Genomic DNA, 23,160 nt, shown 5'->3' on the forward strand with positions numbered 1-23,160 from the left:
TGCTATTGGAGTGACATTAGCTGCTGCTAAAACTAGGAAAAAAAACAGAAGGCCGCAAATCAGAAAAGCCCGGCCATAACGGCCAGGCTTCCTGGTATAAACTTAATTAATAGCAACAAAAACTAAGAAATGACAGCTACTTCATTCACCATCAGTCTCCAATGTTCGTTCTCAGGAATACCTGGCTTACGTTTACCGAAAAACTGGACGATGAGCTCACCAGCCTGATCAAATACCTCAATGCTGGTTACGATACCATCTGAAGTAGGTTTTTTAACTAACCAGACTTTATCAATTGCGTCTTCACGCAAGTGCATATTAAAATCAGGATCTAAAACATTAAACCATGGGCCAGTTTGTAATAGGTTTTTAACCAGACCTGTATGGATCTGGATACAGCCTGCACTTCCTGTAAACACCATGATTTCCAAATCATTCTCAGCAGCTTTTTCCAGCATTGCTTTTAAAGATTCTCTGGTAATCATTACTGCATGGCCTTCAGGAGCTAAACGTAAGCCTTGTGTTCTGGTGACACCGAATTTCCTTAACATGCCATGAAAATCATGCGTATCTTGTAATCCAAGCCAGGTTTCTTTAAAGGCTGTCACATCAATTTCTGAATCAGGTTTTTCTACGGCTACCTTTTTATCTGTAGTGATCAAAAGAGCTTCCTGCTGATCAGGGGCAGTAAATGCTGCCACTAAGGCATCATATGCTTGTACGTCGCTTGTCTCTACCAGGTAAATCTTATGAATTGCTGCTCCGTCTTTACCAAAAAACTGCAAACTTTTTCTGCCATTCTCATCCACCGCAAAAGCAGATGACCATTGCATCATAAATAACCTTAAATCAATATCAGGATTTACCACAAGGCCCATGGGGCCAGAAAAAGTAACATTTTTATAAATTCCTTTACGTTCATGAACGCAATAGTCGTTCCGGGTCAAAGCCATTACTTTACCTAATGACTCTACTGCTTTCAGAATTTCCTGGAAAGCATTGGTCAGCCGGGTAACTGCTCCTCCGATTGAAGTAGCGAGCAATTCAGCTTCAGTAGTTGCTAATTCTTTAGCGGCATCTCTTATACGTACTTTAGGATTTTCTGCTTTGAAAGCTTCCCATTGACTTTTTAATGCTATTACTTTTTCCATTGTTATTAATTTTAGGTTTGTATAGTTGCTGGAATAACCAGCGGACAATTATATCCCTCGCATGCCATTAACTTAACGTTAATACTAAAGGTTTCATGTATATTTTCGCAATTAATGACTTCCAGCGGCGTCCCTATAGCTACTTTCCGGCCATTCTTCAGCATTAATATCTGATCTGCAAAACGGGAAGCAAAATTGATATCATGCAGGATACAAATGACACAATAACCACGATCTGCCAGCTTGCGGGCAAGCTCCATCACCTGCTGCTGATAGAGCAGATCAAGACCATTGGTCGGCTCATCTAAAAATAGACAAGCATCCGGGCAATCATAAATTTGTGCCAAAACACGGGAAAACTGAACCCTTTGCTGCTCGCCTCCTGAAAGGGTATTGTAATCTCTGGCCGAAAGATGGGTAATGCCGGTTTCTTCCATGACCTGTTTTACGATTTCGTAATCTTTAGGCCCCGGCTGATGTTCAAAATGAGGGTACCTTCCCATCATCACCAATTCGTTCACAATAAAAGAAATAGAGATGGTATTTTGCTGAGAGAGTACTGCACGTTGCTTTGCCAGCTGAGGCAAAGTATACTTTTTCAAGGATATCCCGCCTAGTTTGACATCACCAAAATCCGGTGAAATTTCTCTGCACAATAGTTTCATCAATGTACTCTTTCCTGCTCCGTTAGCGCCCAGAATGGCTAATAATTCTCCAGATTTCACTTCAAAACTCAGCGCTTTTACTAATTCTTTCTTCCCAATCTGATAAGTGATATTTTCTACCTGGATCATAGCTTAAAGTTTATTTTTATTGCGTTCAGTCACGATGATATACATAAACACCGGTGTTCCGATTAATGCGGTTAAAATACCGATAGGGAGTTCTGCCGGAGCAACAATAGTCCTGGCAACCATATCTGCAGCAGTCAGTAAAGCTGCCCCCAGAAGCGCTGATCCAGGAACAACCAGCCGGTTATCCGCAGTAAATGTCATCCTCAGGATATGCGGAATGATTAACCCGATAAATCCGATTACTCCTGCAACTGCAACGGACGCACCAACAGCCATCGTCGCCAGTATAATGATGATTCTTTTCATGTTCACCACGTTAATTCCCATATGTAATGCTTGCGCATCGCCCAGGGTCATCGCATTGAGTGACTTGGCTAAAAAAGGAAGGAGCACTATTGGTATACTAATAAATGGTAAAAGTCCGCTTACCGTTTCCCAGCTTGCCCCGCCCAGACTTCCCAAACTCCAGAAAGTAATTACCGGTAATTGTTCATTTGTAGCCATATAAGTTAACAAGCCTACGAATCCAAGAGCCAGTGAATTAATGGCAATACCGGACAACAACAACGTTGTGATCTCAGTTTTGCCATGCCTCGAAGACATCCGGTAAACGATAAATGTGGTTACACAAGCACCCATAAAAGCAGCCAGAGAAATGGCATAAAAACCAATCATCCCACCTATTTTGGTAAAGAAACTGACTTCTAGTACAATGACCAGTACGGCACATAAGGTAGCACCTGCCGATATCCCTATTAATCCGGGTTCTGCCAGTGGGTTCCTGAATAAACCTTGTATTGCTGCACCCGATATACCAAGTCCCGCACCTATTAAAACCCCTAAAACCACCCTTGGCAATCTTATATTCATTAATACTGCTGCCTGTTGTGGTTTAAAATTCATCGTCTCCGAAATCCCGGTTTTATAGGCGATGATGGATAAAAACTCAGGGACAGTAATCGCTACTGCCCCTACACAAGAAGAGATAATCACGACCACCAATAATAAAATGAGCAGCAGTAACAGAATTAATTTTATTTTTTTACTCAATTGATTTTAGTAGCTAGTTCTTGAATTGCAATTCCTAAACGTGGGCCAAAGCTGCCTAACAGTTCACCGTCCATGCTGATAATTTTCTTGTTTTTACCTGCATTCGTTTCTTTAATTCCCTGAATTTTTGAAACCCCTTCTGCCCCGCCTAAACTTTTCAAACCTGAATCAAAAAGCAAAATCACATCTGGATTAGCTTTCACTAAAGCTTCAGCAGTTAAAGGTTTGTAATCAGCAAATTCGGTTACCGCATTCTGACCACCTGCCAAAACAATTGCTTTCTCTACTTGCGTACCTGTACCACCAACCATCATAGTCCCGGTACCCCTTGCATAAATGAATAACACTTTAGGCTTGCTGACCGCTGGTTTAACTTTTGCCAGGTCCTGGTCTAATATTTTGATCAGTGAATCTCCTTTAGTCTTCACATGCAGACTATCGGTCAGGGTGTGGATCAGCTCTTTTGTTCCTTTGACAGAAAACTCCTGATCAACTAATAAAAGCTTCACACCAGCAGTTTTAAATTGCGCTTCCAATGCTGGGCTAAAATCTTTTTTAATACCGATCACCAAGCCTGGTTGTAAGGCTAAAATCCCTTCTGCATTAATGTTACGGTTATGCCCTACCTTTGGTTTTGCTTTCAAACCTTCCGGATAATTACTGGTAATATCTGTACCTACAATATTCTTTTCTAAACCTGCACCAGCCAATACTTCGCTGATTGACCCGCTTAGGGAAACGATTTTAATACTGTCAGCAAGACCTGCTGCAGCTTCTTGTTTGTTTGCATTGCAGGCTCCCAAACTAATGGCTGCCAACGCGACTGCTAATAATGTAATTTTCATAATTTTTATTTGAAGAATGATTTGGTCCTTTAATTAACTAAAGGCGGCTTTCATATCCATGAAAGCCTGCCTTCGCAACCTAAACTAACCAAGTTTATGCCTTTTTTACCAGTTTGTATTCGATTACTGGTTTACCGCGAACTCCTGCGTCCTTTTCATGGAAGCTCACAAATTTCAATTTATAGATATTTCCTGCACCATCTTTAACCAGGTAGAAACGATCTGTTTTTACACCTATTGGCGTACCCGAAGTAATTCTCCAGTTACCAGCGATAACTTCTCTTTTACCTGCAAATACTTTTCCTGTTAAGTTTGCTTCTGCGAAATCTGCAAAAGTAACTTTGCTATCTGCTACGCTCACTTCTGCTGCAGTTACCCCGCCAACAAAGTTGATCAGGACAAAATCAGAGAAAGTATAAGGTATAGTTGCATTTGCTTTATAAGTTGCCAATGTCCACTGGATATCCCAGTTTGCTTTTGCGGGCTCTACCTCAACTGCTCCTGTTTTGAAGGACACATATTTAAAGTTGAAAGCTCCGTCCTTCGCAACGTTCAGCGTCTTGAATGTTTTATCAGTGATTTTGGCGTATTGTAAAGTATAACCAGCACCTGCACGGATTACGCGGATTTTTTGCCACCCCGTAGTACCACCACGATTTACGATATAAACTTTATTGTCTGCATCGGTCGCTGAAATAGTTTTAATTACCGTACCAGCTAAATAGGTTGCAGCATCCCCATCAACTGGATCGATATAATTAAAACCACCCGCACCCTGACCCAGGTTTAAATCCCCTGAGATTGCTAATGCTGTCGTATCTGCTTCAGTAACCAGGTTTAAATCTGTTTTAGCTAATGCAATGGCAGTTGCACCTACAGTATGGTTCAGGATTACTTTAAAATCATCACCTGAATAAAATCCAAGATCCCATGAAGTACGGGCTACGGATGTTTGTTTATCTGTACTAAAATCTACAAAAACACTGTTTCCGGCAGCTGTACCCGGTTCAGAGCCGACCAGTCCGTTTAAGGTAAGTGTACTTCCTGAAGAAGCAGGGGTAACAATAATTGGGTCACTATCTTTTTTGCAGGCTGTAAAAACAGTTGCCAGGCAAAGTAAAGTGAGGAGTGGAGTAAATTTTTTCATGTTGTGGGTTGTTAATAAATTATTTAATTTTTTGTCCAGTTAAAGCTTAGTCCGACTACATAAGAGCGGCCGTAACTCGTAGGGATAGACTGCCCTCCTGTACCATGCGCACCTCCAGTGCCTAAAGAAGAATTACTGAGTGTGGTTAGGTTAAACAGGTTATTTACACCTGCATTCAGCGCGAATGCTTTAAATAGTTTTTTTGTGATCATCAGGTCTGCAATAGTAGAAGAGCCGATTTTTGTCAATCTTATGCCCTCTCCGTTATCACCTGTAAAAGATTCATATTGTCTCCTTGTCCCATTAAACTTGGCTGATAAATTAACCGTTGCACCATATTGAGGCAAGCTGTAAGTGAGATTGGTATTGATTTCTGGTGACCAGACAAACTCTGGTGATTCTCCATAGGTTTTTGCGTCCGTACTGTATTGATTATAAGTACCTATCATACCCAGGCCTAAGGATGCCTGGAAATGTTTCCATGCAAGAGTGTTCTCCAATGTACCACCTGTAGTCTTATATTTTGCCAGGTTCACCAGCTCAGAAAGTGTAGGATCAACTGCTGAAGTCACATAGTCAATTCTATTTTTAATGTAGTTATAATAGCCACTCAGCACTGTTTTCACGGTAAATCCCTCTTGTTCAACCGTTGCCAGAGAAAGAGAAGCATTCAAGCTGTTTGATTGCTCAGCTTTCAAATTTAAATTCCCTAAAATAGTATGATTCGCATCTATGAAGTCGAAATAGAGCTCGCGAAGTGCCGGGGCACGGAAACCGGTAGCATAGCCCAAGCGCAGATCAAGTTTATCGGTTAAAACTATTTTAGTATTCAGTGATGGAATAACTGGTGGCGCGTCATAAACAGAGTTTTTAATAAATCTAAGTCCCGGACGGAGCGTTACCCCGTGGATCAGATTGAGTTCTGAAGAGACAAAAAATGCATAATCATTAATAGTCGGTTCTCCTTTAATCCTGGCTCCCTCTGCATGATCGGTATTGATTTCTATACCTGGTTGAAATGAAACCTGACCGGACATTTTATAGACCAGTGTAGTCCGGAACGCACCTGAACTTAATTTAGCGACATCCTGCTGGCCTTGCCCGGTAGTGAGCTGGTCTGTGCCGGTCGCATAATCATGTTCTGTCGTTTTTGTAGCACGATTCAAAGTATTATAAGCAACAGAGCCACTAAGCGTTAATTGATCGTTGAAACGATAATCACTCTGTAATTGATGGATATAACGTTGAACAGTAAATACCTGGTTAATTGCTTTATTTGCATTTACAATATAGCCACCTTTACTATCGATGCTTTCGTCCAGATAGTTTAGCCTGTACCAGATATTGAAATTGTTATTGCTGTAGCCTAATCTCCCATTAGCCATCCATTTTAATTTTGGCTTCCAGCGGTTGCGGTCTAAAGCAACCTCGTTGGTGGTAGTGAGCGGCCCAGGTACATTAAATCCGTTGAAATCGTCGCGGGTAAGCCCGGCAAGCATACTCCATCCTTTGTTTTGCCATTCTCCACCCACATGCTGCAGATGAGATCCTGATTTACCAAAAGGGGAATATTCGTTTCCAGCAGTTTCTTCTTGTATTCTTGCATTAATATTCAATATTTCTTTGCCCGGTTTTTTAGTAATCACATTGATTACCCCTACCAAAGCATCAGAGCCATAGGAAACTGAAAGCGGGCCCTCAACAATTTCAATACGTTCTACGGTGTTGATATCAATTTGGTTTAAGCTTTCACGTTCGTCATTTCTATCAATCACAGGCACGCCATCCAGCAGGATTTTTATGTTGCGGCCACTCATTCCCATCATTTGTACATCACTGACGCCTAAGGCCGGGTCACTGGTAAATCTGAATCCAAGTTCAGTATTTAAAACTTGCTGAATACTTGTTGCGGCTTTCAGACGTATCCGTTCTGCATTAATGATACGGGTTCTGTAAACAGAATTTTTCAATGATTGTGGCTGATACTCACCCGTAACCACTACTTCTTTCAGGTTATTGGTAGTCGTGTCTTTTTTCTGCTGACTAACAACAGTTTTGTTCTGCGCATAAGAAGTTGCGGTGGATATAAATACTGTAACAAGGAGGTAACCAATTCTCATTCAAAAACCTATTTAGAATTATTTTAAATAACATTGCAAGTATAAGGAGTTATTTAGACTAATTACAAATTAAAATGAAAATAGTATGCAATCAACTGATAATGAACTCAGTAGAGATACAGCGATACATAAAAATTAGTAAATTTATTTAATAGTCTTTAATACGCTTAAACCCACGTATTTAAAGAAAGAATCTTTATAGGTATTTCCTAGTTGCAGAATAGTTTTATTCTTTAAAACCACCATATTTCCTTCTATATGGCTAATCTTTTTATGATTCACGACAAAGGATTTATGGATACGCAGAAAGCTCGACTCCGGTAGTTGAGAAAGGACATTTTTTAAAGGGACGTAGGCAATATAATTTTCATTTTCCAGGTTAAAAACCACTTGATTATCATTTGATTCTACGTAATAGATATCATCAAATTCTATTTTGATCAGCCTTCCTTTAACCCCATGTTTAATGTAAATGTGAGAGACCGCAGATGGCACATTTTGAGCTGATGGTTTTCCACTTAACATCGGCACAAAACTGATCACTTTATGAATAGCCTGCATAAACCTTTTATGGGATACCGGCTTTAATAAATAGTCTACCGCATTATGGCTGAAAGCGTCAAAAGCATAATCTCTGTATCCGCTTACAAAAACAACTTTAGTTGACGTCGTAATCAGCTGGCAGAAATCCATTCCATCCAGCGTAGGCATATTAATATCCAGAAAAACCAGATCTGGTGCCAGTCTGTTTACTTCAATCAGCCCTTTTTCAGGATTACTGTTAAATCCAACCAATTCAAGATAGGGAACTTCACTAATATACTCTCTTAAAGTACTGATCACATGGTACTCATCATCAACAATATAACAGGTAATATTCATTGGTTAATTTAAATTAATCTTAAGCTGATATCCGGTGCAATGAAATTACTATATATCCGTCTGATTAAATAATTCATTTGATATTTTTTTAACCCTCTTAAAAATTACGTTTACCTCCCAAATACTTGCTTTAACCCAAATTATTTTAGTATACCAAACTATATCAATAATTTGATTAAAATAAAACTTTTCTACCTATGAAAAGGATAAGTCAGGGAGGTCTAGCTCCCTGGCTTGTTTTATATTCTGGCCGGCCTAACCGAAATAGCAATTTGATGAAACTTAAAGAGACAGACGGCGCTAATGCTGGTCAACCATGGAAATGGTTTTTAAACCGGGACGTGTTGGTAACATGCCTGTCACTGCTCTTAATTATCCTGGCTGCGCTTATGATCCCGTATAAGGACAGTATATCTTTCAATGCACAGTTTCATACACAGCACAAAATTGTCCCTGTAATCAGTCCTTTTAATGGTATTATCAAAAAAGACATCTTTGATACTAACGATGCTATCGGGCCAAATACTTTTCTGTTTACCATTTATGATTTATCTGCACAAAAAGAAACATCAGTGTATGCAACGGATGCTGGCTACTATCTGCCCAATAAGATTGAATTCAAAAGCAAAACCTACGTGAGTAAAGACGATACCTTATTTTATATCATGCCAGATATTAAGAGCAAGGGAGAGGTGTACTGTACTGCAGCTGCCGATAAATTTAACGTTTCCAGGATGGAAACTGGTCACAAAGTAACCATTAGTGTTGCACGGAATGAGGAAGTTTTCAGTATCTCCGGAAAAGTTTCATTCATTTCAGCGCTTCCGGACCATTCAGGGAAATATCCTTTTCAGATCAGTCTTGAAGATAAAGACGTTCAGCATCTTTCAGAAAAAGGTGTGTTCTATTTTGGTCAGCAGGGAAAAGTCCAGATTAATTTTGACGCACAAAAACTAGGTTACAAATTGCTGAGATTTTTATAAATTTATTGAATAATTCCGCTTAAAACTGCATATCTGATCAGAGCGGCAGTATTTTTTGCCCCTGTTTTTTCGATCAGGCTTTGCCTGTGCCCTTCTATAGTACGTTTGCTGATAAACAGTTTGGTAGACATTTCATTATTTGTTAACCCTTCGGCAATCAGCGCCAGGATCTCAATTTCCCGCATAGAATACTCCACATTGTCATTGATCCGGTTCAGTGGTCCGGTCGTAATTGATTTATTCAATAAACGCATGGCTAGTTCAGCACATAAATACTGTCCCCCGGCATTCACATGTTTCAAGGAAAATATAAGTTCATCAGCACTTACACTTTTAAGCAGATAACCAGATGCACCTTCAGAAAAGGCCTGAGAAACATATTTATCATTATCCAGCATAGAAAGCATCACGATCTGTGTAGCCGGACTTTTTAGTTTCAGTTCCTTAATCAATGCTATTCCGTCCATCTCTGGCATATTAATATCGGCCAGTACAATGTCTACTTTAATTCCACTGCCGATGATCTCCAATACTTCCAAACCATTCGTAGCTTCTCCGGCAATACTGATTTCTTTGTCAGCTTCCAGCAGCATACGAATCCCGTTGCGTACAATATTATGATCTTCTGCTAATATTAAGCTTAACATAAATGCTCTTTAATTCCTTATAGTCCAAAAATTCTCTTCCATATCGCATCTTATTCTTCTTTTCCTGGCAATTCACCCAAATCCATCAACATTTTCCGGAGTCTGTCGATGTGCAGCTGCATTGCTTCTGCCCTTTCATTTCTTGTGGTATCAACAGGTAAACTCTGAGCTGTGGGTTTCGGCCTGTTCATATTCAGTAACAGGTTTTTTCGCTCTTCCATCATTCTTATTGCTACCCAGAGAGAGTCTTCGATGCCTTTTAATTGTTGATCTTCAAAAATACGCTCTGTGAATGCATGCCCCGTGTAACAGCGGTAACGCGGTATCGCATCATTGGTTATTTTGACCATTGTACCACCACATTCTGGACAAGTAAGATGGCTGAAGTCACCTAATTTAGTCAAATCTTTCATACTTGTAGTCATTCTTCTGGCAATCTCTGCTTCCAGTTTCACGTCTGCAGGAACTTCTGCTGCTATGCAGGAAGTATGAGAAAATCTATCGGTTAAAATATGTCCTATCTCATTCAGCACTACTTTGTAATCGACTTCCATAGCGTTTAATACGCTGTTAGGCATATCAGGAAATTCTGCTTCTTCAGGATCCTGGACAATACACAATCCCCCGCTCCTTTTGATTGCATACATTCCAGAAACCCCGTCATCCAGCAGTCCTGTTAAAATAATCCCTGTTACACAACTACCATAGGCTGCCGCAGCAGATCTGAAAAGTACATCTATAGCTGGCCGCCAGTGATTTTCAAATGCACCTTTAGTCACAAGGATCCTGTCCTTGATTACTAAAAGGTGATGATCTGCTTTGGCCAGATAAATTGTTCTGTTTTCTATTTCCTGCTGATCTTCAGCTACCTTGCATTTTAAAAGTGTATGTTTCTGAATCCCCTTTAAAATTATTTCTGAATTTGAATTACCTGACAAATGGATCACGATAAATACTGCTGCATCCAGATCCTGTTTAAAGCTTGCTACCAATTTTGCAATAGCGGAAAAGCCACCTGCCGAAGTACCGATCGTAATAATGTTCTTTATTGCTTCTGCTTCCATATGCTGTGATTTGAGGTCAATTACACCGAAAGCTCAGCTGTGTTTTCAAATGTAATAGTCACTACCATACCTTGTTTAGTGTTATGAAATTTAACCTGCCCGTTTAACAGGTATACTCTGTTTTTAATTCCGCTTAAGCCTGATCCGATAGGACCAGCCTGTGCTGTATGAGGATTAAACCCTATGCCATTGTCTGCAACGCGGATAGAAACCTGGTTATGGTGTAAACGGACCTTGATTTCTGCTTTAGTCGCTTTTGCATGTTTGATACAGTTATTGATCAGCTCTTGTATCATTCTGAAAATATACAGCTGCACATCTGTACGTAAAAAATCTGCTGTGCTGTCGATATAAGTTTCTATATGAAAATGGTCTGTACTGGTACGCTGTGCCATTTCTTTAATCCCTGCAACAAAGCCAAAATCTTTCAGCACAGTTGGCGTGAGTTCATAAGAAATTTGTCTCGTTTCTTTAATAACCTGATCCAGTAATGCGTTCACATTCTTAAACTCACCTTTCAGGTAATTTGTCCTTTCCACACTTTCCAGGTTGAGCTTAATTCCATAAAGCAGTTGACAAACGCTATCATGCAGCGCTCTGCTGATTAGATTACGTTCTTTTTCCTGTGCAATTAATGTAGCAGAGAGAATCAACTTTTGCTGATCATTTTTCAACGATTCAGCTTCGCGTTCTAATCTTTTCCTTTCGGTGATATCGGTCAGTATTCCGGCAAAATAAATGAATTCTTCCTGCATTTTAATTTCATGTCCCTTTGCAGCAATATATTTGAAGTCATCTGCTCCGCTAGCTATCCTGAATTCCAGATCGATATCTTTCGCTCCTTGTATAGCACTCTGAAGATGGTTGCTTAGATGCTGCTGGTCATCGGGATGAACTAAAGCAATCAATCCTGAAATAGTTCCGTTAAAATCACAGCTTTTGATCCCCATTATCTTAAAACTATGGGGATCCAGAAAAACGGAACATGTTTCGCCACATATAGTCCAGGTTCCCGTTGCAGAAGCTTTGAGCGTCATTTCAAGCCGTTCCTTTGTCTCTTTTAAGACTTGTTGTGCATTACGGCTTTCTGTTACATCAATAACGGTAATATAATATTTAACATCTGTTACGACGATACTGGAGATCGCCCTTCCTTCCATACGGGTAAAAATCACCTGACCATCGGCCAATTTCAACTTGATTTCTGCGGTTTGCTTGGTATCATTGTATTGCATCCTGTGCAAAAAATTATAAAAATCTTCCCAGGACTGTGGAGAAATGAAGCTTTGAAATCTTTGATAAAGAATGGTTTGTCTGGTTATGTTCAGCAGATCTATACCATTCTGGTTTGCTTCTTCAACTACTCCCAGATAATCAAGGATAAAATAGCCAACCGGTGCCAGGTCAAATAAGCCTACAAATTTAGCCCTCTCCTGATCCAGTGTCAGATAGGAAGTTTTCAATTCGTCATTTTGCATTTCCAGCTCCAGCTGGTATACCTGAAGTTCATTGAGCAGAATGTTAACGTCATCAATTGTCAGGCTTATTTTTGAAGAAAAATTCTCATTTTTATACTTCAGTTTTTCTGATAAACGCCAGATTAATGATGTATTATTTTGTGTTGCTGAACTTTGACTTTTATCCACTGTTTTGATTTCTAAAAGTTATCAATGATACTAAACCTATCCCTTCTTCAACTTTATTTACAGGTTGGGTTTTCACGAAAATGTCTTTAAGACCAGTCCCCTGAAAGGTATGCTGTATAAATAAATCTGCAGGACCCGTTTGCAGGAGTAAACCGTCGAGCTTATTAGTTTTCCATTTGTTGTGAACAATCTCCATGAAAGATTGTTCTGTAATTTCTTCCTCTTTTAAATTAAATTGCTTTAAAAATAAATCATTCACAACCAGTACTTTCCTGTCTTTATCCAGTACCACGGCTGCCTCAGGAATAATATTGACCATTCCTTTTGCATATTCCATTAACGATAACAACCTGTTCTCCATTGCTTTTACAGGCGTAATTTTGGTAAAAGTAACCACCGCACCACTAATAAAATTATCCATAGTCCGGTAAGGCATAATCCGGAGATTATACCATTCATCTTTTTTGGTTGTCACTTCCAGTTCTTTACCTGCAAGCTTTTCAATCACCTCTTTAATAGAATCTTCCAAAGAAGGATAATCAAAGTTGGAAACAATATGCGTAATGGATCTGCCTACATCACCTGGTATTACATTAAACAATTTAGTGACCTGTGGTGTAAAACGAACGATATTAAGCTGATTGTCTAAAAATATCGTCCCGATTTCAGTATTATCCAGCAGGTTTTTCATATCATTATTCAGCTGGGTCAATTCCTCTGCTTTATTCTGATATTGAAGGTTAATCGTCATCAATTCTTCGTTCAGGGACTGCATTTCTTCTTTTGTAGTCAATGCTTCTTCATTGGTACTTTGAAGTTCCTCATTCGTACTCTGCAATTCCTCGTTGGCAGATTTCAGTTCTTCCATAGAAGATTCCATCTGTTCAATGGTACTGTGTAATTGCTGCTTGGTATAAATCAATTCTTTTTCCAGCTCTTCGACCTCTCCTTCTCTGGAAGAACTGATCAGATTTCCTTTTGAAGTTTTTCTTTTCTTAATTATCCCCAGATCAAAGAAAGTAACCAGCAACAGATCCTGCAAAGGTACTTCTGTCATATAATCAATCTTAAAGCCAACCAGGTAAATCTGGTCACCATCTTTAATTTTAATATCAGAAACCTCTATTTTACTTTTTTGCTCCCAGGCCTGATGAAGGGCATTGCCTAAAGCATATTTAAGTTCTTCTCTAGCCAGTCTGTGAATATTAAATACAGCTTCTCCTGAGTTTATCTGCATAAACTTCGCCGTTTTGCCATTGATATACAGGATATCGCCCCGTTCGTTGAGCAATAGAGAAGTCGGCGTAAAACTTTCCAGTAGTATTTTATGAAAAGTTTCTACCAAAGGATTTTTCAAGTTCTTGGTCGGAAGATGCATTTTTATATTTTTATTGTGCTGGCTGGCCACATGAAAAGGAAAATCAAGCATATTTCCTAACGATGCTCCTTCTTTACGCTGAAAGATTTTCCACTTGGTATCCAGGTTAGTAAAGCTATTCTGAAATGTCCCTACAGATTCTGCTGGCCCCAGAAATAATAATCCAGTAGGATTCAAAGAGTAATGAAAAACAGGAATAATCTTTTTCTGCAATTCTGAGGTTAGATAAATCATCACATTACGACAGCATAATAGATCGAGGCGGGTAAATGGTGCATCTTTAATCAGGTTATGTTGTGCAAAGACAATCATTTCACGCACTTCTTTTTTGACAATATAACCTTCGTTCACTTTGATAAAAAAGCGTTCCAGTCTTTCTGGAGATACCTCTGAAGAAATGTTAGAGAAATAATTTCCGGAGCGGGCATGGTCAATAGCATTTGGATCAAGATCTGTCGCAAAGATTTGCAGTCTGGGTCTTCTGTCTGATTTAACTTCTTCCAGGAATTCGATAAGCAATATCGCAATAGAGTATGCTTCTTCTCCTGTAGAACAGCCCGCCACCCAAACACGGATGGGATCATTTTCTTCTTTAGTAATCAGGTGGGGGTATAGTTTTTCCTTCAGCACATCAAATGCTTGCTGATCTCTGAAAAACTTAGTCACTCCAATCAACAGTTCATTGAATAACAAGGCTATTTCATTGGGTGTTTCTCTCAGGTAATTGATATATTCAACATAGTCATGTAATTGATTGATCGCTACTCTCCTTTCAATTCTTCTGACAATGGTATTCTTTTTATATAAGGTAAAGTCATGCCCGGTATGCGACCTTAACAGCATTAATATCTTTTGCAGATGCGTTTGGTTTGTATTGCTCAGGTAAGCTTCTTCAACAGCTTCTGATTCCAATAATACAGGATGATTAAGATATTGTATCAATTTGACTGGCATATCCTCAGCTGAGAGGATGTAATCCACCATATTTGATTTGATAGCAGCATTGGGCATACTTGGATATTCTGCTGTCACAGGATCCTGGACCATAGCCATTCCCAGCTTTTCCTTGATCATTCTAACTCCCGTTTCTCCATCTGCACCCATCCCCGAAAAGATAATAGCAACTGCATTGCCCCACTGGTCTTCTGCCAGGCTTTGCAAAAAATAATCTATTGACATATGGGCTCCTTTGTAACGGGAAGCTTCCATTAACAACAAGCGTCCGTTATGTATACCCATATCTTTTCGTGGCGGGATCACATAAATATGGTCAGGTTCAACCTGCATACCATCCGTTGCTTCAGTAATAGCCATCGAGGATACAGGCTGCAGCATGGCCGCAACATTCACATGGTAAGAATTATCAAGATGCATAACGATTACAAATGCCATCCCGCTTTTGACTGGCATATGTAAAAAGAACTTTTCGAAGGCATGAAAAGATCCAGCTGACCCTCCCATTCCTATAATAGGAAAAGCAGTTTTATTTTGTTCATTTTTTGGAGATCTGGATGCTTGTAGCGTCATTATTTCAATTCATAAATCTTATAAAGTTAAAATAAAGTTGGTAGTTTCTGGTTACAGAAATATTTTAAAAGATAAAAATATTAAACATTTTACACGAAACAGAGCGCTAAATCGTTATTAACCTGATTATTGACATCCAGAATAAATGCTGCTTAAAAAAGCTGGAGACTGTTCCCTAAGAAAAACTACCACAGGCAGCTGTTGCCTAAGAAAAACTGAACAGCTGTCTGTTGTAGTTTTTATTTTGATAATATTCGTACTGACTTCTCTTCCCTGCTGAAGCATCTCTGATCAAATGGGACATTGCAGTATAAGTATCATCCCATGATAGGATTTGAGCAGTATCTTCTAAAGAACCGGTAGAAGGGAATGGATAAACTGAGGGATGAAAAACCTTTTTACTGGCTGGAATAGTATAACTTTGTGTAAAGATAAGATCTGCTTTTTCAACCAGTTTCTTTTCCAGGATACTCATCTCTTCGGGACAACGTCTGAACATGGAAACCTCATCCATGCAGTCATATACGATAATTCCTGGTTTATATTTCTTAGTAAATGTCAAAGCAGAAGCCGCATAATACCAGAAGGTCCAATCTTCAAGTTTAGCATTTTCCAGAAATGCATCCATTAACTGCCCCAGAGATTTGGTAATCTGACTGGAAGTAAGTCCTGCTCTTAAATGCGGGACCATTTTCCATAAAGTTTCTGATCTGGTCCCAAAAGAGAGATAAGGATCCTCTTTTGCATCAAAAACAGGGTTTTCAACGTAATAAATATTAGTATGTTCAGCAAATCTCAATAACAATTGCTGAGGCCGCTGTAACAAAAAGTCCCAGCGAAGATGTGAAAAGCAAAGTAAATTTTTAGGAGCCATATCTACAAATGATTTCATACTATTTAGAGAGCGCGGTTAATTCACCTCAAATTTAAGAGGTTTATTTAATCAGCCACCAGTATAAACATCCGAAAACCTGTAGTCAACTACCTATTTTTAGACCGTAAGATTTTTTAATCCCTTCCTGCTTTTATTAGTCCTGAAGATTTTCTTACCATACATCAATACAACAACAGTTTAATTATACCATATTTGTCGTATAAAAAAATTACAGACATGAAAAAATTAGTTGTATTATTATTAGCGGCATCAGCTGCATTATTTGCTTTTAAACCTGTCGGGCCTAGTACCTGGACTGCAGATAAATCGCATTCTAAATTAGGATTCGTTATCACTCACTTAATGATCACTGACGTTGAAGGTTCATTTAAAAACTTTGAATCAACAATCACTACTTCAAAAGATGATTTCTCTGATGCAGTTATAACTTTAAGCGCTGATATCAATTCAGTAAATACAGAAGATGAAAAAAGAGACGGACATTTGAAAAGTGCTGATTTCTTTGACGCTGAAAAATTCCCTAAATTAACTTTCAAAAGTACTTCAGTTAAAAAATTAGCTGGCAACAAATTCAAAGTAAGCGGTTTATTATCATTACATGGTGTAACTAAACCAGTTACTTTAGATGCAACTTTAAGAGGTGTAACTACTAACCCAATGTCTAAAAAAGCTACTGCTGGTTTCAAAGTAACAGGAACTATCAAAAGAGCTGATTTTGCTTTAGGTTCAAAATATCCAAATGCAATGTTAAGTGATGAGATTACACTTAATGCAAATACTGAATTCGTTAAAAACTAATCAGCTCATTTGATTAGCCTTTAAGGTAAAAACTAAAAAGCCGCTGCTTCCTAAAAGGAGGCAGCGGCTTTTTAGTTTTTCAGAATTATACTTGTTTACCAGATTTTAACTCTTTTATCTGGTGCAAGATATAAGGAGTCTCCAGGTTTCACATTAAATGCAGTATAAAATTCCGGGATATTCCTGACAATCCCATTCACACGGAATCTTGCCGGAGAGTGTGGATCTGTACCTACTTGTTTTCTTAAAGCTTGTTCTCTTGATTTGTTTAACCAAACCTGTCCCCAACCAATAAAAACACGCTGATCGCCGTTAAAACCATCCAGAACCGGAGCAGTTTTACCATTCAAACTAGCATGATAAGCTTTAAGGGCAATAGTTAATCCACCAAGGTCTCCGATATTCTCTCCCAAAGTGAATTCGCCATTTACATTCAGATCACTCAATACTTTAAAACCGCTGTATTGTGCAACTAAAGCATTGGTTCTTTTTTTAAATTCACTTAAATCATTCTTTGTCCACCAATCACGCATCACACCATCTCCGTCAAAAGTACTGCCCTGATCGTCAAATCCGTGACCAATTTCGTGACCGATAACAGCACCGATACCACCATAGTTGACAGCATCTTCTGCGTTCATATCAAAAAATGGCGGTTGCAGGATAGCAGCAGGGAATACGATTTCATTCAATGGCGGGTTATAATACGCATTGACCGTTTGAGGAGTCATGCCCCACTCTGTACGGTCAACAGGAGTTCCCAGCTTTTTCATCATACGGTTGTATTCAAAAGCTGTAGAACGGGTCAGGTTGCCATAAAGATCATTTTTAACAATTTTCAGGGTGGAATAATCCCTCCATTTATCAGGATAACCGATTTTAGGCGTAAACTTACTGATCTTTTTCAGGGCTTCAGTTTTAGTTTCAGGACTCATCCAATCCAGTTCTTTGATACTGGTTTCATAAGCTTTAAGCAGATTACCTACTAAAACCAGCATACGTGCTTTAGCTTCCGGAGAGAAATGTTTTTCTACATATAACTTCCCAACCATCTCCCCTAACGAGCCGTTAACAATTCCAACACCTCTGCGCCATTGCGGACGTTGTTTTGGTATACCATTTAACGTAGTGCCATTGAAATTGAAATTCTCTTCATCAAGTGCAGTATTCAAAGCACCAGCAGCACCTTTAACCAGGCTCCACTTCAGGTAAGTTTTCCAAATGGCAAGCGGCGTATCTTTAATGATCGCATTCAGGTCTTTGGTGTAAGCTACCTGGGCAACGACAATACTGTCCGGATTTTTCACACCTGCTTCAGTGAGCATACCTTTCCAATCATAATCCGGCATTAAGGTGTTCAACTTACTCACTGCATATTTATTGTATAAACCAGCCATATTCCTGGTTTCTTCTTTCTTCATTTGTTTAGAAGCCATCAAAGTTTCCAAAGCCATAATTTCTGATGCTTTTGGTTTAGCTTCAGTAACTCCTGCAAGGGTCAGCATCTTTTCAATATGCGCCACATATTTAGTTCTGATCTCTTTAGACTTCGCATTATCTGTGAAGTAATATTCTCTGTCAGGAAGGCCCAAACCACCTTGCCAGGTTAGCAACATGTAGTTTTTAGGGTTTTTAAAATCTTCAGTAACGGCGACACTGAATGGTGCCATATTCCCTATTTTATTCGCATAAGCAAAATAAGCTGCCAGTTCTTTTTGGTTTTTAATACCGTCGATCTTTTTGAAATCAGCAGCGAGAGGCTTTACGCCAATTGCATCTCTTGCAGTCATATTCATATAAGAACCATAAAGGTCCCCTATTTTCTGTTCTTCAGAACCGTCTGCAAATTTCCCGGATGCTGCCTTTTCTATAATTTCTTTGACATCTTCCTGAGCTTTATCGTTGATCAGGGAGCTTACACTTGCAGAAGGTTTATCTGCTGGAATTTCTGTTTTTTTAATCCAGGTCCCGTTCACATATTCCATAAAATTATTTCCCGGAACAACTTGTTTATCCATGTTTTCAAGGATAATTCCTGACTTAGGATCTCCTGTGGAATGAAAAGATTGGAATGCTGCCAAAACCAGCAGGGAGCCTGCGATGATGGGTACACCCAAAGAGAGTTTTAAATTATTCATCTGTTATCAGTTAGTTTAACCAAATCTACTAAGAAACCATTTCTAAATTTGCATCTAATTATAATTCTTTATGATCTGAGCGCTTGCAGCTTTATTAATGCTTAAGATTCAGTTTTATTTCAATAAATTGCGCCCTGTTTGTTGAAAAACAAGCAGAATAGAAGATTATAGATGACAAGGATTGACAAAGACACAACTATAGCCGTTATTGGCCTGGGCTACGTTGGTTTACCGCTGGCAGTAGCGTTTGCCCGGTATTTCAAGGTGACAGGCTTCGATACTAAACAAAAACGCATAGCAGAACTCCATACCGGTTACGATAGCACGCTGGAAATCACTGAAGCGCAATTATCAGATGTCAAGTCTGATTTATTATTCAGCAATGATGCCAATGCTTTACAGCAGGCCCGTATTTATATCATTACTGTACCTACTCCTATTGATAAGTTTAATCATCCTGATTTATCTGCTTTGTATAAGGCAAGTGAAACAGTTGGTCAGTTTTTAAAAAAGGGAGATATAGTAATTTATGAGTCAACGGTTTATCCCGGCGTTACCGAAGATGAATGTGCGCCGGTACTGGAACGTGTTTCGGGACTTAAATTCAACGTTGATTTCCATTGCGGATACTCTCCCGAAAGAATTAACCCTGGAGATAAGGAACATACGCTGACCCAGATTTTAAAAATCACTTCTGGTTCTACACCAGAAGCTGCAGATCAGGTAGACGAATTGTACCGCACCATTATTACAGCCGGTACTTACAGGGCCCCTAGTATTAAAGTTGCAGAAGCGGCCAAAGTAATCGAAAATGCACAGCGGGATATTAATATTGCCTTTGTCAATGAGCTGGCCAAGATATTTAACCTGATTGGTTTAAATACGCTGGATATATTGGAAGCTGCGGGTACTAAATGGAATTTCCTTAATTTCAAACCAGGTCTTGTAGGTGGGCATTGTATTGGTGTTGACCCCTATTATCTTGCTCAAAAGGCACAGGAAGCTGGTTATCATCCAGAAATCATCCTGGCCGGCAGACGCTTGAATGACGGTATGGGACAATATATTGCGGACGAAGTGATCAAACTGATGGTGCGCAAAAAAATACAGGTTACAGGCAGCGAAGTCTTGATTTTAGGCTTTACTTTCAAAGAAAACTGCCCGGATGTACGCAATACAAGGGTAATAGATATTGTAACGCGTTTAAAGGAGTACCATGTAAACGTTTGTATTCTTGATCCCTGGGCCGATCCTGCACATGTTTACCAGGAATATGGCATTACTTGTCAGAATGAGGCCATCAAGGATCGCCAGTTTGATGCTATAATTGGTGCTGTTGCGCATACTGAGTTCGAGGAGCTTGATGTACAGCAGCTTTGTAAAGAAAATACAGTAATATATGATATAAAAGGAATGTTACCTGCTGAACTCACTCATGGAAGACTCTAATTATCAACTTTATACTACCCCTTATCATCACCAGGATCTGAGTAAATCTTCTTTCCTGATTACTGGAGGAGCGGGCTTTATTGGTTCAAATCTGGTCAAGTACCTCTTAAAATATGGTGCCGGCCAAGTACGTGTGCTGGATAATTTATCTACTGGCTTCAGAAAGAATCTGGAAGAGTTTGAATCCAATCCTGCTTTTGAATTTATCAATGGTGATATCCGTGATCCTGCTACCTGTATGTCGGCTTGCAAGGGAATTGATTATGTAACCCACCAGGCAGCATTAGGTTCTGTACCGCGTTCTATTAAAGATCCGCTAACAACCAGCCAGGTCAACATAGAAGGCTTTTTAAACCTGCTGATGGCTGTCAAAGAACAACAGGTAAAGAGAATGGTCTATGCTGCTTCTTCTTCTACCTATGGCGACAGTAAGGAATTACCCAAAACAGAAGAACGCATTGGTGCTCCGCTTTCTCCTTATGCAGTCACTAAATTAGTCAATGAGCTGTATGCAGATGTTTTCAGAAAGACTTATGGAACTGATAGTGTCGGTTTAAGATATTTTAACGTTTTCGGCCCCAATCAAGATCCCGGAGGTGCTTATGCAGCAGTTATTCCGCTCTTGATGAAAGCGGTGCTGACTGGTGCTGCGCCTGTGATTAATGGTGATGGCAGCCAGACCAGAGATTTCACTTTTATTGAAAATGTAGTCCAGGCAAATATTAAAGCCTTGTTATTTACTGGTAATGTTCCGCATACCATTTATAATGTAGCTTACAGTGAACGTATTTCGCTAAATGAGCTCTGGGCATTGATAAAGAAACTCCATGGCACTGACCCCGGACAGACTTATGGTCCATCCAGGGCGGGGGATATTCATGATTCACTGGCAAACATAAACAGGATCAAAGAAGACCTGGGTTATGCTCCTTTATATAATGTACAAAAAGGTTTGGAGTATACTCTGAACTGGATGCGAAATAAATCATAGTTAATCTTCATAGCGGTCTGCAATTTTCCTGGTAATAATCTTCTCTACTGATCTCCAGTAAAATCTGGCCATCATGTCTTCTACTCTGCGCATCACTTCGGGAAACTCATAGCCACTGATGATGTAATTATCCTTCGCAAATAGTTTGAATAAGAGTCTTTGTTTACGCTCATTGAGCTTCCTTAGTGTTACATTGGGCATATATTCTCTATGCATCGCATAATTCTCTGCAAGATCGGTTGTGATTAAACCGGTTTCAGGATCCTTATACAAAAGAATTTCCCTCGAATTTGTGATTGCAGAAAAGCAAAACCGGCTGTACAGATTGGGATGTAATCTATCGTTATGCTTATTTAAAAACCTGGTAACTTCCAGAACCAGTTCAAAGTTTCCATCAGGAAAATTCTCTACAAATTCTTCTTTGAAACAGATAAACAGGTTTTCAGCTAACCGCTCACTATTAAATACAGCTACACAAATTGATAATGCTGCAGTATAGGAAGCATTCTGTCCAAGTTCCCCCCATTCAAAGCTACAATCATAAAATGGACGCAGCGCTGTTGCAGTTTCCGGAAATACTTCTAAATGATTTACCCATAGCCTCCGGATAGTTTTAACGGGTACTGATAGTTGATTGGAAACGGTGACTGTTCCTTTAATATGAAAAACTTTTTCTGGTAGATCGATGTCCCATTTCACTGTTTTAGATCCTGTATTTTTATTCATAAGCGCGTTTTAATTCAGAAATAAAAGAGAAAAGAAAAGGTATGGCGGCCAAGCTCTACGCGTTGAACCAGGAGAATTTGCCGGCCGCACATCCCATTTTCTTCATCAAGGTAATTGGTGTTTATACGGAGCTGCGGTGCAAATAGACGAATTCTGAAAAAAAGAACAGGGTCGGCTACTTGCCCGTCTAATGTAACAGAGGTTCTGGTAAACCTATATATTTTTTACAAAATATACCCTACAATAAACTTAAGCAAGCAACCGACCCCATATTTATAGGTTCAGGCTGCTTGACTTATCTCGTAGGGTATTGTATGAAATTTACCAGATTTCTGTTACGAGGCTCGTCAAGCAGTCCTTCATTTTCAATTGAAGAACTGCAAAATTATAAATTTGTATCAATCTATATTCTATTGCATAGTAATAATTTAAATAAGTAAACAAATTTGTAGACTAATTACTCAAATAAAAGTATAATTCTACATTATAAATACTAATATCAACATAATTGTAGAATTATACTAATAAAATGTAGAATATTCTTAAACATTATTGGTTTACCTTGTTTTTAGTGAAAAAAGAGGATATTAAGAACCATAAGGGTGAGCTTTTAGATGCCATTGTCCGTACCTCGGGAATGACTATAACGGCTGTAGCTAAGGCAGCAGGATATGATAGAACTAGTTATTATAACCATATTCTGGAAGCTAAATTACCTTATAAAATAATCTCAAAATACGGAAAAGCACTTAGACATGACTTTTCTGGTGAATATCCTGAAGAGAAGGCAGCTCAGACAAGCAATTCTACAGAAGTCATCAGTTATGAAGAAATGGAAAAGGAAAGAAATTATTGGCGCGATAAGTATTACACTTTAGCAGATAAAGTTCTTGATAAATTTACAAAAGATAACTTCAGTGAGCTATAGT

Annotated in this window: 19 protein-coding genes; 5 read left to right on the top strand and 14 right to left on the bottom strand. The window is 39.1% G+C overall.

What is annotated here, in order from left to right:
* Positions 1 to 122 precede the first annotated feature (122 nt).
* The 7 genes from AY601_RS11560 to AY601_RS11590 form a co-directional block, all read right to left on the bottom strand.
* On the bottom strand, positions 123 to 1,151 hold the full coding sequence (locus AY601_RS11560) for a hemin-degrading factor (protein WP_068400941.1): 1,029 nt from the start codon (positions 1,149 to 1,151) through the stop codon (positions 123 to 125).
* Positions 1,152 to 1,162: 11 nt separating this feature from the next.
* The gene (locus AY601_RS11565; protein WP_068400944.1) at positions 1,163 to 1,945 is read right to left on the bottom strand and encodes a heme ABC transporter ATP-binding protein; all 783 of its coding nucleotides are present in this window, start codon (positions 1,943 to 1,945) and stop codon (positions 1,163 to 1,165) included.
* A gap of 3 nt (positions 1,946 to 1,948) precedes the next feature.
* Entirely contained in the window at positions 1,949 to 2,995 is a 1,047-nt protein-coding gene (locus AY601_RS11570; protein ID WP_068400947.1) for a FecCD family ABC transporter permease, read from the bottom strand.
* Positions 2,992 to 3,840 carry a heme/hemin ABC transporter substrate-binding protein gene (locus AY601_RS11575; protein WP_084359218.1) on the bottom strand — a complete coding sequence of 283 codons (849 nt, stop codon included), beginning with the start codon at positions 3,838 to 3,840 and terminating at the stop codon, positions 2,992 to 2,994. Before AY601_RS11575 ends, AY601_RS11570 begins: the two co-directional genes overlap by 4 nt.
* Before the next feature lie 94 nt (positions 3,841 to 3,934).
* Complete coding sequence (locus AY601_RS11580; RefSeq protein WP_068400954.1) at positions 3,935 to 4,987, bottom strand: HmuY family protein; 1,053 nt, start codon at positions 4,985 to 4,987, stop codon at positions 3,935 to 3,937.
* Between the two features lie 23 nt (positions 4,988 to 5,010).
* A complete protein-coding gene (locus AY601_RS11585; protein WP_084359219.1) occupies positions 5,011 to 7,107 on the bottom strand; it encodes a TonB-dependent receptor plug domain-containing protein in 2,097 nt (698 codons plus the stop codon).
* Between the two features lie 144 nt (positions 7,108 to 7,251).
* Positions 7,252 to 7,989, bottom strand: coding sequence for a LytR/AlgR family response regulator transcription factor (locus AY601_RS11590; protein WP_068400957.1), 738 nt, complete (start codon positions 7,987 to 7,989; stop codon positions 7,252 to 7,254).
* Positions 7,990 to 8,264: 275 nt separating this feature from the next.
* On the opposite strand from AY601_RS11590, the gene AY601_RS11595 reads away from it, so the two are divergent.
* Positions 8,265 to 8,972, top strand: a complete 708-nt coding sequence (locus AY601_RS11595) for an HlyD family efflux transporter periplasmic adaptor subunit (protein ID WP_198163673.1) — start codon at positions 8,265 to 8,267, stop codon at positions 8,970 to 8,972.
* Positions 8,973 to 8,974: 2 nt separating this feature from the next.
* Here the strand turns inward: AY601_RS11595 and AY601_RS11600 are convergent, their stop codons facing one another.
* The 5 genes from AY601_RS11600 to AY601_RS11620 all read right to left on the bottom strand — a co-directional run bounded on the left by AY601_RS11600 (position 8,975) and on the right by AY601_RS11620 (position 16,126).
* Positions 8,975 to 9,619 (bottom strand): response regulator transcription factor, encoded by a 645-nt coding sequence (locus AY601_RS11600; protein ID WP_068400964.1) that lies wholly within the window; start codon positions 9,617 to 9,619, stop codon positions 8,975 to 8,977.
* A gap of 50 nt (positions 9,620 to 9,669) precedes the next feature.
* Positions 9,670 to 10,683: a chemotaxis protein CheB gene (locus AY601_RS11605; protein WP_068400967.1), complete on the bottom strand. Its 1,014-nt coding sequence runs from the start codon at positions 10,681 to 10,683 to the stop codon at positions 9,670 to 9,672.
* A 20-nt stretch (positions 10,684 to 10,703) separates the two neighbouring features.
* Entirely contained in the window at positions 10,704 to 12,329 is a 1,626-nt protein-coding gene (locus AY601_RS11610) for a PAS domain-containing sensor histidine kinase (protein WP_068400971.1), read from the bottom strand.
* Entirely contained in the window at positions 12,322 to 15,234 is a 2,913-nt protein-coding gene (locus AY601_RS11615; protein ID WP_068400974.1) for a CheR family methyltransferase, read from the bottom strand. The genes AY601_RS11610 and AY601_RS11615 overlap by 8 nt, the downstream gene beginning before the upstream one ends.
* A gap of 205 nt (positions 15,235 to 15,439) precedes the next feature.
* Complete coding sequence (locus tag AY601_RS11620) at positions 15,440 to 16,126, bottom strand: hypothetical protein (protein ID WP_068400977.1); 687 nt, start codon at positions 16,124 to 16,126, stop codon at positions 15,440 to 15,442.
* A gap of 219 nt (positions 16,127 to 16,345) precedes the next feature.
* Between AY601_RS11620 and AY601_RS11625 the strand changes: the two genes are divergently transcribed.
* The gene (locus AY601_RS11625; protein ID WP_068400980.1) at positions 16,346 to 16,927 is read left to right on the top strand and encodes a YceI family protein; all 582 of its coding nucleotides are present in this window, start codon (positions 16,346 to 16,348) and stop codon (positions 16,925 to 16,927) included.
* Positions 16,928 to 17,022: 95 nt separating this feature from the next.
* Here AY601_RS11625 and AY601_RS11630 read toward each other — a convergent pair whose 3' ends face one another.
* Positions 17,023 to 19,065 (bottom strand): M13 family metallopeptidase, encoded by a 2,043-nt coding sequence (locus AY601_RS11630; RefSeq protein ID WP_068400984.1) that lies wholly within the window; start codon positions 19,063 to 19,065, stop codon positions 17,023 to 17,025.
* Between the two features lie 171 nt (positions 19,066 to 19,236).
* Here AY601_RS11630 and AY601_RS11635 point away from each other — a divergent pair, with 171 nt between their 5' ends.
* Together AY601_RS11635 and AY601_RS11640 are read left to right on the top strand one after the other, a co-directional pair.
* Positions 19,237 to 20,514 carry a nucleotide sugar dehydrogenase gene (locus tag AY601_RS11635; protein ID WP_068400987.1) on the top strand — a complete coding sequence of 426 codons (1,278 nt, stop codon included), beginning with the start codon at positions 19,237 to 19,239 and terminating at the stop codon, positions 20,512 to 20,514.
* Positions 20,501 to 21,505, top strand: coding sequence for an SDR family oxidoreductase (locus AY601_RS11640; RefSeq protein ID WP_068400990.1), 1,005 nt, complete (start codon positions 20,501 to 20,503; stop codon positions 21,503 to 21,505). The genes AY601_RS11635 and AY601_RS11640 overlap by 14 nt, the downstream gene beginning before the upstream one ends.
* Here the strand turns inward: AY601_RS11640 and AY601_RS11645 are convergent, their stop codons facing one another.
* The gene (locus tag AY601_RS11645) at positions 21,506 to 22,231 is read right to left on the bottom strand and encodes a hypothetical protein (protein ID WP_068400993.1); all 726 of its coding nucleotides are present in this window, start codon (positions 22,229 to 22,231) and stop codon (positions 21,506 to 21,508) included.
* Positions 22,232 to 22,802: 571 nt separating this feature from the next.
* Between AY601_RS11645 and AY601_RS11650 the strand changes: the two genes are divergently transcribed.
* Complete coding sequence (locus AY601_RS11650) at positions 22,803 to 23,159, top strand: hypothetical protein (RefSeq protein WP_068400996.1); 357 nt, start codon at positions 22,803 to 22,805, stop codon at positions 23,157 to 23,159.
* The last annotated feature ends 1 nt before the right edge of the window (position 23,160 follow it).

Origin of the sequence: Pedobacter cryoconitis, assembly GCF_001590605.1 — a bacterium.
In the GTDB taxonomy this organism is placed as follows: domain Bacteria; phylum Bacteroidota; class Bacteroidia; order Sphingobacteriales; family Sphingobacteriaceae; genus Pedobacter; species Pedobacter cryoconitis_A.

Excerpts from the sequence above, each read along its gene's own strand:
- AY601_RS11575 (WP_084359218.1), bottom strand. The coding sequence starts at position 3,840 with ATGAAAATTACATTATTAGCAGTCGCGTTGGCAGCCATTAGTTTGGGA.
- AY601_RS11645 (WP_068400993.1), bottom strand. The coding sequence starts at position 22,231 with ATGAATAAAAATACAGGATCTAAAACAGTGAAATGGGACATCGATCTA.
- AY601_RS11635 (WP_068400987.1), top strand. The coding sequence starts at position 19,237 with ATGACAAGGATTGACAAAGACACAACTATAGCCGTTATTGGCCTGGGC.
- AY601_RS11595 (WP_198163673.1), top strand. The coding sequence starts at position 8,265 with ATGAAACTTAAAGAGACAGACGGCGCTAATGCTGGTCAACCATGGAAA.
- AY601_RS11580 (WP_068400954.1), bottom strand. The coding sequence starts at position 4,987 with ATGAAAAAATTTACTCCACTCCTCACTTTACTTTGCCTGGCAACTGTT.
- AY601_RS11590 (WP_068400957.1), bottom strand. The coding sequence starts at position 7,989 with ATGAATATTACCTGTTATATTGTTGATGATGAGTACCATGTGATCAGT.
- AY601_RS11615 (WP_068400974.1), bottom strand. The coding sequence starts at position 15,234 with ATGACGCTACAAGCATCCAGATCTCCAAAAAATGAACAAAATAAAACT.
- AY601_RS11640 (WP_068400990.1), top strand. The coding sequence starts at position 20,501 with ATGGAAGACTCTAATTATCAACTTTATACTACCCCTTATCATCACCAG.
- AY601_RS11560 (WP_068400941.1), bottom strand. The coding sequence starts at position 1,151 with ATGGAAAAAGTAATAGCATTAAAAAGTCAATGGGAAGCTTTCAAAGCA.
- AY601_RS11605 (WP_068400967.1), bottom strand. The coding sequence starts at position 10,683 with ATGGAAGCAGAAGCAATAAAGAACATTATTACGATCGGTACTTCGGCA.
- AY601_RS11630 (WP_068400984.1), bottom strand. The coding sequence starts at position 19,065 with ATGAATAATTTAAAACTCTCTTTGGGTGTACCCATCATCGCAGGCTCC.
- AY601_RS11600 (WP_068400964.1), bottom strand. The coding sequence starts at position 9,619 with ATGTTAAGCTTAATATTAGCAGAAGATCATAATATTGTACGCAACGGG.
- AY601_RS11565 (WP_068400944.1), bottom strand. The coding sequence starts at position 1,945 with ATGATCCAGGTAGAAAATATCACTTATCAGATTGGGAAGAAAGAATTA.
- AY601_RS11585 (WP_084359219.1), bottom strand. The coding sequence starts at position 7,107 with ATGAGAATTGGTTACCTCCTTGTTACAGTATTTATATCCACCGCAACT.
- AY601_RS11620 (WP_068400977.1), bottom strand. The coding sequence starts at position 16,126 with ATGAAATCATTTGTAGATATGGCTCCTAAAAATTTACTTTGCTTTTCA.
- AY601_RS11625 (WP_068400980.1), top strand. The coding sequence starts at position 16,346 with ATGAAAAAATTAGTTGTATTATTATTAGCGGCATCAGCTGCATTATTT.